The organism is Streptomyces sp. SudanB5_2050, from assembly GCF_964272335.1.
GTDB lineage: Bacteria > Actinomycetota > Actinomycetes > Streptomycetales > Streptomycetaceae > Streptomyces > Streptomyces rochei.
In genome coordinates this window covers 1,377,759-1,392,490 of record NZ_OZ186760.1, presented here as the reverse complement: position 1 = coordinate 1,392,490, position 14,732 = coordinate 1,377,759, and the positions used below count along the sequence as shown (strand labels likewise).

The window sequence follows — 14,732 nt, the reverse complement described above, 5'->3', positions numbered from 1 at the left end:
CCGGGCTGTCGGACCCTGCCGTTAGTCTCGGGGCTCATGCGACTGCTGCACACTTCCGACTGGCACCTGGGCCGGGCGTTCCACCGGGTGAACATGCTCGGCGCCCAGGCCGGGTTCATCGACCACCTCGTCGACACCGTGCGCGAGCACGACGTCGAGGCCGTGGTCGTGTCGGGGGACGTGTACGACCGCGCGGTCCCGCCGCTCGCCGCCGTCGAGCTGTTCGACGACGCCCTGCACCGCCTCGCCGCCCTCGGCGTGCCCACGGTGATGATCTCCGGCAACCACGACTCGGCCCGCCGCCTCGGCGTCGGCGCCGGACTCATCGACCGCGCCGGCATCCACCTGCGCACCGACCCGGCCGGATGCGGCACCCCGGTGGTGCTGCACGACGCGCACGGCGACGTGGCCTTCTACGGACTGCCCTACCTCGAACCGGCCCTGGTGAAGACCGAGTTCGGCGTGGACAAGCCCGGACACGAGGCCGTGCTCGCCGCCGCCATGGACCGGGTGCGGGCCGACCTCGCCGGCCGCGCGCCGGGCACCCGGTCGGTCGTCCTCGCGCACGCCTTCGTCACCGGCGGCGAGCCGAGCGACAGCGAGCGGGACATCACCGTCGGCGGCGTGGCCGCCGTGCCCCGCGGCGTCTTCGACGGCGTCGACTACGTGGCGCTCGGCCACCTCCACGGCTGCCAGACCCTCACCGAGCGCGTCCGCTACTCCGGCTCCCCGCTGCCGTACTCCTTCTCGGAGGCCGCGCACCGCAAGAGCACCTGGATCGTCGACCTGGACGCCGCGGGCGAGGTCACCGCCGAACGCGTCGACTGCCCGGTGCCGCGTCCGCTGGCCCGGCTGCGCGGCACCCTGGACGAACTGCTCGCCGATCCGGAGCTGACCGCGCACGAGGAGGCGTGGGTCGAGGCGACCCTCACCGACCCGGTCCGCCCGGCCGACCCCATGGCCCGGATCACCGACCGCTTCCCGCACACCCTGAGCCTCGCCTTCGACCCCGAGCGCGCCCCGGACGACCCGGCGGTGTCCTACGCGCGGCGGCTCGCGGGCCGCAGCGACCAGCAGATCGCGGAGGACTTCGTGAGCCATGTGCGCGGCGCCGGCCCCGACGACGACGAACGGACCGTGCTGCGGGACGCCTTCGACGCGGTGCGCGCCGACGAGACCCTGCGGGAGGTGGCCCGGTGAGGCTGCACCGGCTGGACATCACCGCCTTCGGCCCCTTCGGCGGATCGCAGAGCGTCGACTTCGACGACCTGTCGGCGGCCGGGCTCTTCCTGCTCCACGGCCCGACCGGCGCCGGAAAGACCTCCGTCCTGGACGCCGTCTGCTACGCGCTCTACGGCTCGGTGCCCGGCGCCCGCCAGAGCGGCCAGGGCATGAGCCTGCGCAGCGACCACGCCGCCGTCGGCACCCGCACCGAGGTGCGCCTCGAACTCACCGTCGCCGGACGGCGGCTGGAGGTCACCCGGCAGCCGCCGTGGGAGCGGCCCAAGCTGCGCGGCCGGGGCACCACCGTCGACAAGGCCCAGAGCCTGCTGCGCGAGTACGACGCGGGCGCCGGGACCTGGAAGGACCTCAGCCGCTCCCACCAGGAGATCGGCGAGGAGATCACCCAGCTGCTCGGCATGAGCCGCGAGCAGTTCTGCCAGGTCGTGCTGTTGCCCCAGGGCGACTTCGCGCGTTTCCTGCGCGCCGACGCCGAGGCGCGGGGCAAGCTGCTGGGCCGGCTCTTCGACACCCGGCGCTTCGCCGAGGTCGAGAAGTACCTCGCCGAGCGGCGTCGCGCCACCGAGGCGCGGGTGCGTGAGGGGGACGCCGCGCTGCTGGCCGACGCCCACCGGATGCAGCAGGCCGCCGGCGACACCATGGAGCTGCCGGAGCTGGCCCCGGGCGAGCCCGGCCTGGCCGACGCCGTGCTCGGCGCGGCCGCCGTCGCCCGCTCCACGGCCCGGGAGCTGCTGGCCGTCGCCGACAGCCGGCTCGCCGCCGCGGAATCCGTCCACGCCGCCGCCGAGCGCGACCTGGCCGGGGTGCGGGAGCTGGACCGGCTGCAGCGGCGCTTCGCCGAGGCGACGGAGCGGTCGCGGCGGCTGGCCGAGCGCGCCGACGTCCACCGCGCCGCGCAGGAGCGCATGGAGCGGGGCCGCAAGGCCGAAGCGGTGGCCCCCGCCCTGGAGTTGCGGGACGCCGCCGACGCCGAGCACCGGCGGGCGGCGGACACCGAGGCACAGGCGCGGGCCCTGCTCCCGCAGGACCTCGCCGACGCCGGTGCGACGGGCCTCGCCGCCGCCGCGCGCCGGGCCGCCGAGGAGCTGGGCGGTCTCGACGCGGCCCGGCGGGCCGAGCGGCGGCTCGCCGAGCTGACCGAGGAGCGCGCCGGTCTCGACCGCCAGGAACGCGCCGACGAGGAGGCCCTGCACGAGGCCGAAGCCTGGCTGGCCGGCTGGGAACAGACCCGCGACCGGCTCCAGGCCCGCGTCGAGGACGCCCAGGAGGCCGCGACCCGTGCCGAACAGCTCGCCGTGCAGCGCGACCCGGCGCGGCGCCGGCTGGCCGCGGCCCGGGAGCGGGACCGGCTCACCCACGACACCGAGGAGACCGCGCGGCGGGCGCTGGACGCGGCCGAGCGCGCCGTCGAGGCCCGAGCCCACTGGCTCGACCTCAAGGAGCAGCGGCTGAGCGGCATCGCCGCCGAACTCGCCGCCGACCTCACCGACGGCACGCCCTGCGCGGTGTGCGGGGCCACCGAACACCCGGCCCCCGCCCGGAAGATCGCCGGGCACGTCGACCGCGAGGCGGAGGAGCGCGCGCTGGCGCGCTACCAGGAGGCCGACGAGCGCCGCGCGGACGCCGAACGGCGGCTGAGCGCCGTACGGGAGGCGCTCGCCGCCGCCACGGCGGAGGCCGGGGACGCGCCCACCGCACGGCTCGCCGAGGAGACCGAGGAACTGGAGCGGCTGTACGCGGACGCCCGGACGGCCGCCTCGGGGCTGCACGCCGCCCAGGAGGAGCTGCGCGGGGCGGAGCGGGAGCGGGAGCGGCGGATCGCGGCCCAGCAGCAGGCGGCCGTCCGGGCCGCCTCCCGGGTCGCCCACCGGGAACGGCTGGAGACGGAACGCGCGGCACTGGAGGAGGAACTGGTCCGGGTCCGCGGCACCGCCGGCAGCGTGGCGGCCCGGGCCGCCCAGCTGGAGTGCCGCGCCGCGCTGCTCACGGAGGCCGCCGACGCCGCCCGGAACGCCGAGGACACCGCGCGGCGGCTCAAGGACGCCGACGCCCGCCTGGCCGACGCGGCCTTCCGCGCGGGCTTCGCCACCCCGAGCGAAGCCGCCGCCGCACTCCTCACCGACGACGCCCACCGCGAACTGCGGCGCCGGCTCGACGCCTGGGACGCGGAGGAGGCCGCCGTCCGCGCCGTCCTCACCGAGGCCGACACCGCCGCCGCGGCCCGGCGCCCGCCCGCCGACCCGGCCGCGGCGGAACGCGCCGCCGCCGACGCGGACCGCCGGCTGCGCGACGCCGTATCGGCACGCGACGCCGCCGTCCGGCGCTGCGCCGAGCTGGACCGGCTGTCCGCCCGCGCCACCACCGCCGCGCGCGGGCTCGCCCCGCTGCGCGAGGAGCACGACCGCGTCGCCCGCCTCGCCACCCTCACCGCGGGCACCTCGGCGGTCAACGAGCGCCGGATGCGGCTGGAGTCGTACGTGCTGGCGGCCCGTCTCGAACAGGTCGCCGCCGCCGCGACCGCGCGACTGCGGCGCATGTCCTCGGGCCGCTACACCCTCGTCCACTCCGACGACCGCGCCGGACGCGGGCGCAGCGGCCTCGGTCTGCACGTGGTCGACGCCTGGACCGGCCGCGAGCGCGACACGGCCACGCTCTCCGGCGGCGAGACGTTCTTCGCCTCGCTCGCCCTCGCGCTCGGCCTCGCCGACGTCGTCACGGACGAGGCCGGCGGAGTGCGCCTGGACACCCTCTTCATCGACGAGGGCTTCGGCAGCCTCGACGACCAGACCCTCGACGAGGTCCTCGACGTCCTCGACGCGCTGCGCGAGCGGGACCGCAGCGTCGGCATCGTCAGCCACGTCGCCGACCTCCGCAGGCGCGTCCACGCCCAACTGGAGGTCGTCAAGGGGCGGACCGGTTCCGTGCTGCGGCAACGGGGCACCGGCTGAGCCGTGCCCGGCGCCCGGACCGTGACGCGGTGGCTCAGCGGCCCAGCGGCCGGCGGGGGAGCGGCGAGGAGTAGACGACGCTCGTGGTGACCGATCCCAGCGCGCTGATCCGGCCGGACACCTCCTCCAGGTGCCGCATGGAGCGGGCCGCGACCTTGATGACGAAGCAGTCGTCCCCCGTCACGTGGTGCGCCTCCAGGATCTCCGGAGTGACCGCCACCAGGTCGTGGAACGGCTTGTAGTTGGCGGTCGGATGGCGCAGCCGCACGAAGGCCAGGATCGGCAGCCCCAGCCGCTCGGGGTCGACGACCGCCGCGTAGCCCTGGATGATCCCCGCCTCCTCCATCCGGCGCACCCGCTCGGTCACCGCGCTCGCGGACATCGAGACGGCACGGGCCAACTCGGCGTATCCCGCTCGCCCGTTGCGCTGGAGGGCGTCGAGGAGGAGCCAGTCGGTGGCGTCCGGGGTATACGTGGTCACCCGCGACAACTACCAGGGAATCACCGGCGAGAGCAAGGCATCGCCGGGGATTCTCCCTTCTGGCGGTGGGCCCGCCCGCCATAGGTTTGCGGTCAGGAGATCCACCGAGAACCGAGAAGGGGCCCCGACCATGAGTGCCGCCACCACCAACCCCGTGCTGCTCGTCGCCCCGGCGTCCCCCGCCGAAGCCGCCGCCCACTTCCGCGCGAGTCTCGCCTTCCACACCGACGTCTCCGACGTCGCCGCCGCCCTCGCGGCCGACGGCGACCCGGGTTTCGTCCTCGTGGACACCCGCTCCACCGAGGCATGGGACCAGGGGCACGTCCCCGGCGCCGTTCACCTGCCCACCGCGCTCGTCCCGGTGGAGGCCGGTCGACTCCTCGACCCGGCCGTGCCGGTGGTGACGTACTGCTGGGGTCCCGGGTGCGACGGAGCGGCCCGTGCCGCCCTCGCCCTGGCCGAACTCGGCTACCGGGTCAAGGAGATGCTCGGCGGCTACGAGTACTGGGTGCGCGAGGGCTTCGCCCACGAGACCGGGCGGGGCGTCGAGCGCCGTCCCGCCGACCCCCTGACCGCCCCGGTGGACGCGGCCGACTGCGGCTGCTGAGGGGCGGGCGGGTTCTCCCGCACGGCGGGACGCGCGGAGCCGGGCCCGCGCACCTCCCCGAGGCGCCCCGGGCCGGCACCTCCCGCGAGCGCACCGGTCGCGCGCCCATCGCCCCGGACCGGGGGCCGCAGGCGGTGCCGGCCCCCGAGGCGGAGGCGATAACGGCATGCGCGGCGGCGACCCGCCGTCCATCATGGGTGCCCATGCCCCGACTTCCGCACCCCACCCCCGACGAACTGCGCCGCGACCCCCTGCCCCTGCGCGGCCGCACCGCCCTGGTCACCGGAGCCAGCCGCCGCGGCGGCATCGGCCACGCCGTGGCCCGGCGGCTCGCCGCCTACGGGGCGAGCGTCTACCTGCACCACCACGTCCCGCACGACGCCGCCATGCCCTGGGGCGCCGACCGCACCGAGGACGTCGTCGCCTCCGTGCGCGCCGCGCTCGGCGACCCCGAGGCCACCGTGGTCGCCGGACCGGGAGACCTCTCCGACCCCGCGGCGCCCGGCGAACTCCTCGCCACGGCCGCCGAAGCGCTCGGCGGACGGCTGGACATCCTGGTCGCCAATCACGCCCTCAGCGGCTCGGACGGCACCCTCGACACCGTCGACGCGGCGATGCTCGACGCCCACTGGCAGGTCGACACCCGGTCGGTGCTGCTGCTCGTCCAGGCGTTCGCCCGGCACCGCGCCGCGCTCCCGGCCCGCACGCCCGGCGGACGCGTGGTGATGATGACCTCCGGCCAGGACATCGCGGGCGGCATGCCGGGCGAGATCGCCTACGCGCTGCAGAAGGGCGCGCTCGCCTCCATCACCCGCTCCCTGTCGACGGCCCTCGCCGACCACGCGGTCACCGTGAACGCGGTCAACCCCGGCCCCGTGGACACCGACTACATGACCGGCGAGGACTACGACGCCATCGCCGCGCTCTTCCCGGCCGGCCGGTGGGGCATGCCCGACGACCCGGCCCGCCTCGTCGCGTGGCTGGCCACGGACGAGGCGGAGTGGGTGACCGGTCAGGTCGTCGACTCGGAGGGAGGATTCAGGCGGTGACCGGCGGCCCGGCTCAGAGCCGGGACAGCTCGTCCACCAGATCGTCCAGACCCAGCGAACCCTGGGAGAGCGCCGCCATGTGCCACGCCTTCGGGTCGAAGGCGTCACCGTGCCGCTTGCGGGCGTTCTCCCGGCCCAGCAGCCACGCCCGTTCGCCGAGCTTGTAGCCGATCGCCTGGCCCGGGATCGTCAGGTACCGGGTCAGCTCGCTCTCCACGAAGTCCGCCGGGCGGCTGCTGTGCGCGCCGAAGAACTCCTGCGCCAGCTCCGGCGTCCAGCGCTCGCCCGGGTGGAACGGCGAGTCCGCGGGGATCTCCAGCTCCAGGTGCATGCCGATGTCCACGATGACCCGGGCGGCCCGCATCATCTGCGCGTCCAGGTAGCCGAGCCGCTGCTCCGCGTCCGTGAGGAAGCCCAGCTCGTCCATCAGCCGCTCCGCGTACAGCGCCCAGCCCTCGGCGTTGGCGCTCACCATGCCGACCGACGCCTGGTACCGGGACAGGTCCTCGGCGACGTGCGCCCACTGGGCGAGCTGGAGGTGGTGGCCGGGAACGCCCTCGTGGTACCAGGTCGAGACCAGGTCGTACACCGGGAAGCGGGTCTGTCCCATCGTCGGCAGCCAGGTGCGGCCGGGGCGGGAGAAGTCCTCCGACGGAGGCGTGTAGTACGGGGCCGCCGCGCTGCCGGGCGGGGCGATGCGCGACTCCACCTTCCGCACCCGCTCGGCCAGTTCGAAGTGGGTGCCGTCCAGCGCCTCGATCGCCTGGTCCATCAGGCCCTGCAGCCAGTCGCGGACCTCGTCGACGCCCTCGATGTGCTTGCCGTGCTCGTCCAGGTGTGCCAGCGCCACCCAGGGCGTCTCGGCGCCCGGCAGGATCTTCTCCGCCTCCCGCCTCATCTCGCCCAGCAGGCGGTGGTACTCGGCCCAGCCGTACGCGTACGCCTCGTCCAGGTCCAGGTCGGTGCCGTTGTAGTAGCGCGACCAGCGGGCGTAGCGCTCGCGGCCCACGGTGTCCGGGGCGCCCTCGATCCCCGGGGCGTACACGTCGCGCATCCAGTCCCGCAGCTCCACCACCGCCGCCGTGGCGCCCCGGGCCGCCTCGTCCAGTTCGGCGCGCAGCGCGTCGGGTCCGGCGGACGCGAAGTCCTCGAACCAGCCCCGGCTCTCGCCCGTGTCCGCCCACTCGCCGAGCTGCTCCACGAAGGTGGCGGTCGGCCGCGGCGACGCGTACAGCTTGCGCTCCAGGCCCAGGGCCAGGGACTCCCGGTACCCCCCGAGCGCCGCCGGCACCGCGCGCAGCCGCTCGGCGATCCGCGCCCAGTCCTCCTCCGTCTGAGTCGGCGTCACCGTGAAGACCTCGCGCACCGCGTGCGCGGCGGTGCCCATGTTGCCGACCGAGCGCAGACCCTCGTCCGCCTCGTGCACCGCGAGTTCCGCCGTCAGGCGCTCGCGCAGCAGCCGGGCGCAGCGGCGCTCCACGTCGCTGTCCCCGCCCGGCCGGCGCTCCGCCTCGTCCAGCCGCACGAGCGTGGCCCGCGCCAGCTCCGCGAGCGCCTCCTGCCCCGCGGGCGAGAAGTCGGGCAGACGGCTGGAGCTCTCCGGGACACCGAGGAACGTACCGGTGACCGGGTCGAGGGCGATGAGTTCGTCGACGTAGGCGTCGGCGACCTGGCGGGGCAGCGGGCTCTTGGTCTCTGACATGCGGACATAGTCATACGGATACCGGTGCCGCGTCAGCCCGCTTCGCCCGCCCGACGCCGCGGGCGGCCGGATTTCGCTCAGGGCGTGGCGGCGGGCGCGGCGGGCGGCAGCAGGGGACCGCACTCCCACTGCTGGAAGATCAGCCGGGTCTCGACCCGGGCCACCTCCCGCCGCGAGGTGAACTCGTCCAGGACCAGCCGCTGCAGATCGGTCATGTCCGCGACCGCGACATGGACCAGATAGTCGTCCGGGCCGGTCAGATGGAAGACGGTGCGCGACTCCGGGAGCGCCCGGATCCGCTCCACGAACGGCCCGACCAGCTCCCGCCGGTGCGGGCGTACCTGCACCGACAGCAGCGCCTGGAGGCCGCGCCCCAGCTTCGCCGGGTCCAGTTCGAGCCGGTGCCCGAGGATCACCCCGGCACGCCGCAGCCGGGACACCCGGTCCAGGCAGGTCGACGGTGCGACCCCGACCTGGGCCGCGAGGTCGCGGTAGGTGGTCCGGGCGTCGTTCTGCAGCAGCCGCAGCAGGTGGAGATCGACCGGATCCAGTACGACAGATTCCGCCATCGGCCGAACGTAGCACGGTCACCGGCCCGGCCGACCCGGTCGGTGTTCACCCTTCGGCCCATGGACTCTGCGCGCACGCACTCGACGTCACCGTCCGACGACGTACGCACCACCGGCCCCACGGGCAGGGCACTGGCCACCGAGGCCGTGCACGCCGGCCGCGACGATCTCGCGGCCCTGGGACTGCACGCCCCGCCCATCGACCTGTCCACGACCTACCCCTCGTACGACAGCCGCGGCGAGGCCGCCCGCATCGACGCGTTCGCCACCACCGGCGCCGACCCGGACGGCCCGCCGGTCTACGGCCGGCTCGGCAATCCGACCGTCGCCCGCTTCGAGACGGCGCTGGCCCGGCTGGAGGGGACCGAGGCCGCGGTCGCCTTCGCCAGCGGCATGGCCGCGCTGAGCGCCGTCCTGCTGGTGCGGGCGTCGGCGGGACTGCGGCACGTCGTCGCGGTGCGGCCCCTGTACGGCTGCAGCGACCACCTGCTGACCGCCGGGCTGCTCGGGTCCGAGGTCACCTGGACCGACCCGGCGGGCATCGCGGACGCGCTGCGCCCGGACACCGGTCTGGTGCTCGTGGAGTCGCCGGCCAACCCCACGCTGGCCGAGGTGGACCTGCGGGCCGTCGCCCACGCCTGCGGGTCGGTGCCGCTGCTCGTGGACAACACCTTCGCCACCCCCGTGCTCCAGCGCCCGGCCGGCCACGGTGCCCGGCTGGTGCTGCACAGCGCCACCAAGTACCTCGGCGGGCACGGGGACGTGCTGGCCGGAGTCGTGGCCTGCGACGAGGAACTGGCCGGGCGGCTGCGCCAGGTCCGCTTCGCCACGGGCGGCGTACTGCACCCGCTCGCCGGCTACCTCCTGCTGCGCGGGCTGTCGACCCTGCCCGTGCGGGTGCGGGCCGCCTCCGCCAACGCCGCCGTGCTGGTGGAGCGTCTCGCCGCCGACCCCCGGGTGGCCCGCGTGCACTATCCGCGCATCGGCGGCGCGATGGTCTCCTTCGAGGTCCACGGCGACCCGCACGAGGTCATCGGCCGCGTCCGTCTGATCACCCCCGCCGTCAGCCTCGGCAGCGTCGACACGCTCATCCAGCACCCGGCGTCCATCAGCCACCGCATCGTGGACGCCGACGACCGGCGGGGCGCCGGGGTCGGCGACCGGCTGCTGCGGCTGTCGGTCGGCCTGGAGGACGTCGACGACCTCTGGGCCGACCTGGACCGGGCCCTGGGGGAGCGGACCGCCGGGGCGTCCTCCTCGCGGGAGGCGCTGGTGCGGGCCGACTGACGGCCGCGGCCGGTCCACTCCCGGCGACGCCACGATCGGTCCACTCCCGGCGACGCCGCGACCGGTCCACTCCCGGCGACGCCGGGGGCCGGTTCAGTCCCGGCCGATCCGCTGTCCCTGCGGCAGTCGCGCCGCGGCCCGGGACGCGGAGTCCAGACGGGCCGTGATGACCAGGGTCCCCTCCTCGATCTGGTAGTCGAGGGGGAGGCCCAGGCCGCGCATCGCGGCGACCATGCCGGTGTTCGACGCCTGGGTCACCGCGTACACGCTCGCGCAGTCCGTCTCGGCCGCCATGGCCACGAGCCGGCCGAGGAGTTCGCCGCCGATGCCCCGGTGCTGCCAGGCGTCCTCGACCAGCAGGGCGACCTCCGTCTCGTCCCCGTCCCACAGCAGGTGCCCGAGTCCGACGATCCGCCCCGACGCCGTCTGCGCGGCGAGGGTGCGGCCGAAGCGCGGGCTGAGCAGGTGGTTGAGGTACCGGTCCGCGTCACCGACCGGACCGTGGTAGCGCATCCCCAGCGTCCGCGCGGAGCACCGTTCGTGCATCGCCTTCGCCGCCGGGACGTCACGCGTGTCGGCCCGGCGGACGGTGATGTCGCTCCCCTCCGCGAGCGTCAGCACGTCCCGGCCGCGCGGGAGGCGCGGACCGAGGCGGGCGTCCAGCTCCACCAGGGCCCGTGCCCGGGCGAACTCGGCCGGGGTGAAGGGCAGGTACGGACGCTCCACGGTGATCACGCCGCCCTCCGGGGCGCGCAGCCGCAGCACGGTGTCCTCCAGCGAGCCCTCCGGCGGCACCTCGCCGCCCGGTCGCCCGCCGGCCGCGGCGGGCAGCGAGCGGATGGTGCAGCGGCCCAGCAACTGGCGCAGCGCCAGCGGCAGTTCCGCCGCGTCCTGGGCGGTACGGGCCGCCAGAGCGAGCACCCGGGTGGGCGCGTCCACCAGGTCGTGGGCGTCCGCCCGCTCGGTCCAGGTGTCGGCGCCGCCCGCCGCCGACACCACCTCCACCAGTTCGGTCGCGGTCAGCTCGCCCGGGGCGCGCAGCAGGAACTCGTCCACCGTGCCCTCGGCCAGCGGGTGCGTCTGCAGGCTCAGGATGTCCACCCGCCGTTCCGCGAGGGCGGCGCACAGCGCGGCCAGTGATCCGGGCGCGTCGCGCACCGTGGTCCGCATCCGCCACAGGGCGCTGTCGACGCCCTCGCCGCCGTCGTCGGCGCGGCCGTCGGCGGCGGTCGTGGCGGCGGTGTCGTTCCCGATCCCGGCCCCGGCCCCGGACCCGGCGCCCGCCCCGCTCCCGGCCGCCGGCGCGGACGGCGGCCGGGAGCCGGTATCGTCCGTCGGCGGCGCGTGTCCGTGGCGCCGTGTCCACCGGGTACGGAAGCCCGCCGTGACCGCCAGTGCCGCCATCGAGGCGAGCAGCATCACCGGTACCCCGGGGACGTGTTCGGCGAGGTGGGCCACGGCATGCGTCACATCGGACATGTCTCGACTCATGCGGCCACTGTGAAGGAACGGTGTTGCGTGATCACGAACGCCCTGTGACGTCTGGGTAAAGAAGGCTTCCCGGGTATTCGTCGCATTTCGCCCGACGGGCGTCGCCGGACCGCGCACCGGGGGATGACGCCGGTGCGCGACCCGACCGACAGGCTACGGGACGCTACTGACCGACGCGGCCCGGCTGGAGCACCTTGGTGAACAGCACCGTGCCGTCCTGCTCGCGCAGCCGGACCGTCATCTCCGCGCTGTCACCGTCGATCTGGACCTCGCCGAAGAACTGGTAACCGCCCGCGGGCGACACGTTCGAGGCGGTCGGCGCCTTCACGAAGACCCGCTCGGGTCCGAAGGTCCCGTCGAGCGCGCTGGCCGGGAAGGCACCCGCGTTGAGCGGCCCCGACACGAACTCCCAGAACGGCTCGAAGTCCGCGAACGCCGCCCGCGAGGGCTGGTAGTGCTGGGCCGACGTGTGGTGGACGTCCGCCGTCAGCCACACCGTCCCGGTGATCCGCCGGTGCTTGACGAACCGCAGCAACTCGGCGATCTGCAGCTCGCGTCCGAGCGGCGCGCCGGGGTCGCCCTGCGCGATCGCCTCGATGTTCGCCTTCCCCTCGCCGCCGTCCGGCACGACGAGGCCGATCGGCATGTCGGCGGCGATGACCTTCCACACCGCGCGCGAGCGCGACAGTTCCCGCTTGAGCCACTCCAACTGCTCGCGGCCCAGGATGCCCTGCGGGTCTGTCCTCTGGTCGCCGGCGGAGTTGGCGTTGCGGTACGTGCGCATGTCCAGGACGAACACGTCCAGCAGCGGGCCCTGGCGCAGCACCCGGTGCACGCGGCCCTCCCGCCCGCCGGGGCGCAGGGTGGAGATCGGGAAGTACTCGGCGAACGCGCGCCGGGCCCGGGCGGCCAGCACGTCCACGCTCTTCTCCGTGTACCGGCCGTCGGTCTCCGCGATGGTCTGCCCCGGGTACCAGTTGTTGCGCACCTCGTGGTCGTCCCACTGGACGACCGACGGCACCCGGGCGTTGAAGCGGCGCAGGTTCTCGTCGAGCAGGTTGTAGCGGAAGTTGCCTCGGAACTCGGCGAGGGTCTCGGCGACCTTCGACTTCTCCTCGGTGGTGATGTTCCGCCAGGTGCTGCCGTCGGGCAGCTCGGCCGTCGCGGAGATGGGGCCGTCGGCGTAGATGGTGTCGCCGCTGCACAGGAAGAAGTCCGGGTCCAGGGCGCCCATCGCCTCGTAGATGCGGTAGCCGCCGAGGTCCGGGTTGATGCCCCAGCCCTGGCCCGCCAGGTCGCCGGACCACACGAAGCGCACCCCCTCGCGCCGGCGCACCGGCACCGTGCGGAAGGTGCCCGGCACCGGCTCGCCGGTGCGGCGCGGGTCGTCCGGGTCGGCGAGGAGCACGCGGTAGTGGATCTGCTCGCCGGGCGGCAGGCCGCGCAGCCGGGTCGTGCCGGTGAAGTCGGTGTCCGCCCCGAGCAGCGGCCCGTGCCAGCGGCGCGGGTTGCGGAACGACTCGGTCGCGGACGTCTCGACGATCATCCGGGCCGGCCGGTCGGACCGCACCCACACCAGACCCGAGTGGGAGGTCACGTCTCCCGTCTGCACGCCCCACCCCGCACCCGGCCGCCCGGAACGCGCGAACGCCGGCGCGGCCCCGAGGGCGGTGGGCAGGGTCAGGGCCGCGGACGCGGCCAGGGAGCCGCGCAGCACACTGCGACGGCCGGGCAACGGACGGTGTGACATGGATGCGCCTCCAGCGACGTCCAGGGACGGGATCCGGCCAGTGTGTCGGGCCGGTGTGCGCAGTCAGACCTACTGGGGCGGCGCGGCGCCCACGGAAACGGCGCGTGAACAACCGGCCGCCCGCGCCACCGCGCCGGCCCCCTCACACGGCCCTCGCCAGCGACTCCACTGCCGCCCGGATCCGTCCCGGCGTCAGATGCGCGTACCCCAGGACCAGGCGCACCGCCCGGCGAGCCGCCTCGTCGTCGCCCGCCCCGTGCCCGTACTCGGCCAGCGCGCGCACCGCGATCCCGGCGTCCGCGGCGCGCGCGAGGAAGTGCTTCTCGGGGCCGTACCGCTCGGGGAGGGTGGCGATGGCGTGGAGCCCGGCGGCGATGCCGGACACCCGCGAACCGGGGAAGTGCTCCTCGAGGGCGGCGACCAGCACATCGCGCCGCTCCCGGTAGGCGCGCTGGCACAGGCGCAGTTGGCGGTCGTACTCGCCGCGCTCCACGAAATGGGCGAAGAGCGCCTGGTCGAGAGCGGGATGACCGAGGTCGGTGGTGCGCTTGCGCTCGACGACGTCGTCCGCCAGCCACTCCGGCACCAGCAGCCAGCCCAGCCGCAGTCCGGGGGCCAGGGACTTGCTGACCGAACCGGTGTAGGCGACGCGTTCGGGATCGAGCCCCTGGAGCGCGCCCACGGGAGCCCGGTCGTAGCGGAAGTCGCCGTCGTAGTCGTCCTCCAGGAGGATCCCGTCCACGGACCGCGCCCAGTCCAGCAGCGCGGCGCGGCGCCGGGCCGAGTAGGCGATCCCGGTGGGGAACTGGTGGGCCGGCGTCGTCACCACGGCCCGGACGCCCGAGTCGTGCAGCGGACCGAGGGCGAGACCCTCGTCGTCCAGGGGCAGGGGCACGGTACGGACACCGGCCGAGGCGTACAGGTCGTCGTGCTGGGGGCTGCCCGGGTCCTCGACGCCGGCCGTGCGCACGCCGCGCGCGTGGAGCACGCTCGCGAGCAGCGCCGACGCCTGCGCCACACCGGAGACGACCAGGAGCCGCTCCGGGTCGGCCACCACGCCCCGGCGCCGCGTCAGCAACTCGGCCAGCGCGGTCCGCAGCCGCGGCAGTCCGCGCGGGTCCGGGTAGCCGAGGGCCTCGTGCGGCAACTCCGCCAGCACGCTGCGCTGCGCGGCGGCCCACGCCGAGCGCGGGAACAGCGACAGGTCCGGTGTCCCCGGCACGAAGCCCGTCCGGCCGCCGCCGGAGCGCGGGGCGAGATCGCGCGCGCGGGGCCGGGCCGCCCGCGCGGCGTCACCGACCCAGGTGCCGGCGCCCCGCCCGCTGCGCAGGTAGCCCTCGGCCGTCAGCTGCTCGTACGCCTCCGTGACCAGGCCCCGCGAGACCTTGAGGTCGGCCGCCAGGTCCCGGCTCGACGGCAGGCGGGTGCCCGGCGCGAGCCGGCCCGAGCGGACCGCGTCGCGCAGGGCCGCCTGCAGGGCCCGGCCGCGTGAGCGAGCCGGTGCCGCGGCGGCGGGCAGCAGCAACTCCCAGGCCGCGCTCGCGTCGACGGGATCCGGACGGCCGTCCGGACCGGTCGGTACTGGCACCATCGTCGATTCCCCCCC

General features: G+C 75.5%; 11 protein-coding genes. 5 read left to right on the top strand and 6 right to left on the bottom strand.

The features are described from left to right. The first annotated feature begins 36 nt into the window (after nucleotides 1-36). Both ACFZP7_RS06070 and ACFZP7_RS06065 read left to right on the top strand, forming a co-directional pair. The gene (locus ACFZP7_RS06070) at nucleotides 37-1,200 is read left to right on the top strand and encodes an exonuclease SbcCD subunit D (protein ID WP_385634035.1); all 1,164 of its coding nucleotides are present in this window, start codon (nucleotides 37-39) and stop codon (nucleotides 1,198-1,200) included. After that, entirely contained in the window at nucleotides 1,197-4,190 is a 2,994-nt protein-coding gene (locus ACFZP7_RS06065; protein WP_385634034.1) for an AAA family ATPase, read from the top strand. The genes ACFZP7_RS06070 and ACFZP7_RS06065 overlap by 4 nt, the downstream gene beginning before the upstream one ends. 34 nt (nucleotides 4,191-4,224) lie before the next feature. Here ACFZP7_RS06065 and ACFZP7_RS06060 read toward each other — a convergent pair whose 3' ends face one another. Next, on the bottom strand, nucleotides 4,225-4,671 hold the full coding sequence (locus ACFZP7_RS06060) for an Lrp/AsnC family transcriptional regulator (RefSeq protein WP_019327563.1): 447 nt from the start codon (nucleotides 4,669-4,671) through the stop codon (nucleotides 4,225-4,227). Between the two features lie 130 nt (nucleotides 4,672-4,801). On the opposite strand from ACFZP7_RS06060, the gene ACFZP7_RS06055 reads away from it, so the two are divergent. Beyond that, nucleotides 4,802-5,278 (top strand): rhodanese-like domain-containing protein, encoded by a 477-nt coding sequence (locus ACFZP7_RS06055; protein ID WP_019327562.1) that lies wholly within the window; start codon nucleotides 4,802-4,804, stop codon nucleotides 5,276-5,278. Nucleotides 5,279-5,481: 203 nt separating this feature from the next. Beyond that, nucleotides 5,482-6,327 carry an SDR family oxidoreductase gene (locus tag ACFZP7_RS06050; RefSeq protein WP_385634033.1) on the top strand — a complete coding sequence of 282 codons (846 nt, stop codon included), beginning with the start codon at nucleotides 5,482-5,484 and terminating at the stop codon, nucleotides 6,325-6,327. A 13-nt stretch (nucleotides 6,328-6,340) separates the two neighbouring features. Here ACFZP7_RS06050 and ACFZP7_RS06045 read toward each other — a convergent pair whose 3' ends face one another. Together ACFZP7_RS06045 and ACFZP7_RS06040 are read right to left on the bottom strand one after the other, a co-directional pair. Beyond that, complete coding sequence (locus ACFZP7_RS06045; RefSeq protein ID WP_385634032.1) at nucleotides 6,341-8,029, bottom strand: DUF885 domain-containing protein; 1,689 nt, start codon at nucleotides 8,027-8,029, stop codon at nucleotides 6,341-6,343. 77 nt (nucleotides 8,030-8,106) lie between these two features. Continuing rightward, nucleotides 8,107-8,598: an Lrp/AsnC family transcriptional regulator gene (locus ACFZP7_RS06040; RefSeq protein WP_019327559.1), complete on the bottom strand. Its 492-nt coding sequence runs from the start codon at nucleotides 8,596-8,598 to the stop codon at nucleotides 8,107-8,109. 60 nt (nucleotides 8,599-8,658) lie between these two features. On the opposite strand from ACFZP7_RS06040, the gene ACFZP7_RS06035 reads away from it, so the two are divergent. Continuing rightward, entirely contained in the window at nucleotides 8,659-9,885 is a 1,227-nt protein-coding gene (locus ACFZP7_RS06035) for a PLP-dependent aspartate aminotransferase family protein (protein ID WP_031020859.1), read from the top strand. A gap of 93 nt (nucleotides 9,886-9,978) precedes the next feature. On the opposite strand, the gene ACFZP7_RS06030 is transcribed toward ACFZP7_RS06035, so the two are convergent. From ACFZP7_RS06030 to ACFZP7_RS06020, 3 genes are all read right to left on the bottom strand, one after another. Continuing rightward, nucleotides 9,979-11,364, bottom strand: coding sequence for a GNAT family N-acetyltransferase (locus ACFZP7_RS06030; RefSeq protein ID WP_385638353.1), 1,386 nt, complete (start codon nucleotides 11,362-11,364; stop codon nucleotides 9,979-9,981). 175 nt (nucleotides 11,365-11,539) lie between these two features. Continuing rightward, the gene (locus tag ACFZP7_RS06025) at nucleotides 11,540-13,126 is read right to left on the bottom strand and encodes an alkaline phosphatase (RefSeq protein ID WP_029393797.1); all 1,587 of its coding nucleotides are present in this window, start codon (nucleotides 13,124-13,126) and stop codon (nucleotides 11,540-11,542) included. Between the two features lie 142 nt (nucleotides 13,127-13,268). Further along, on the bottom strand, nucleotides 13,269-14,717 hold the full coding sequence (locus tag ACFZP7_RS06020; protein ID WP_385634030.1) for a PLP-dependent aminotransferase family protein: 1,449 nt from the start codon (nucleotides 14,715-14,717) through the stop codon (nucleotides 13,269-13,271). Nucleotides 14,718-14,732: the final 15 nt, after the last annotated feature.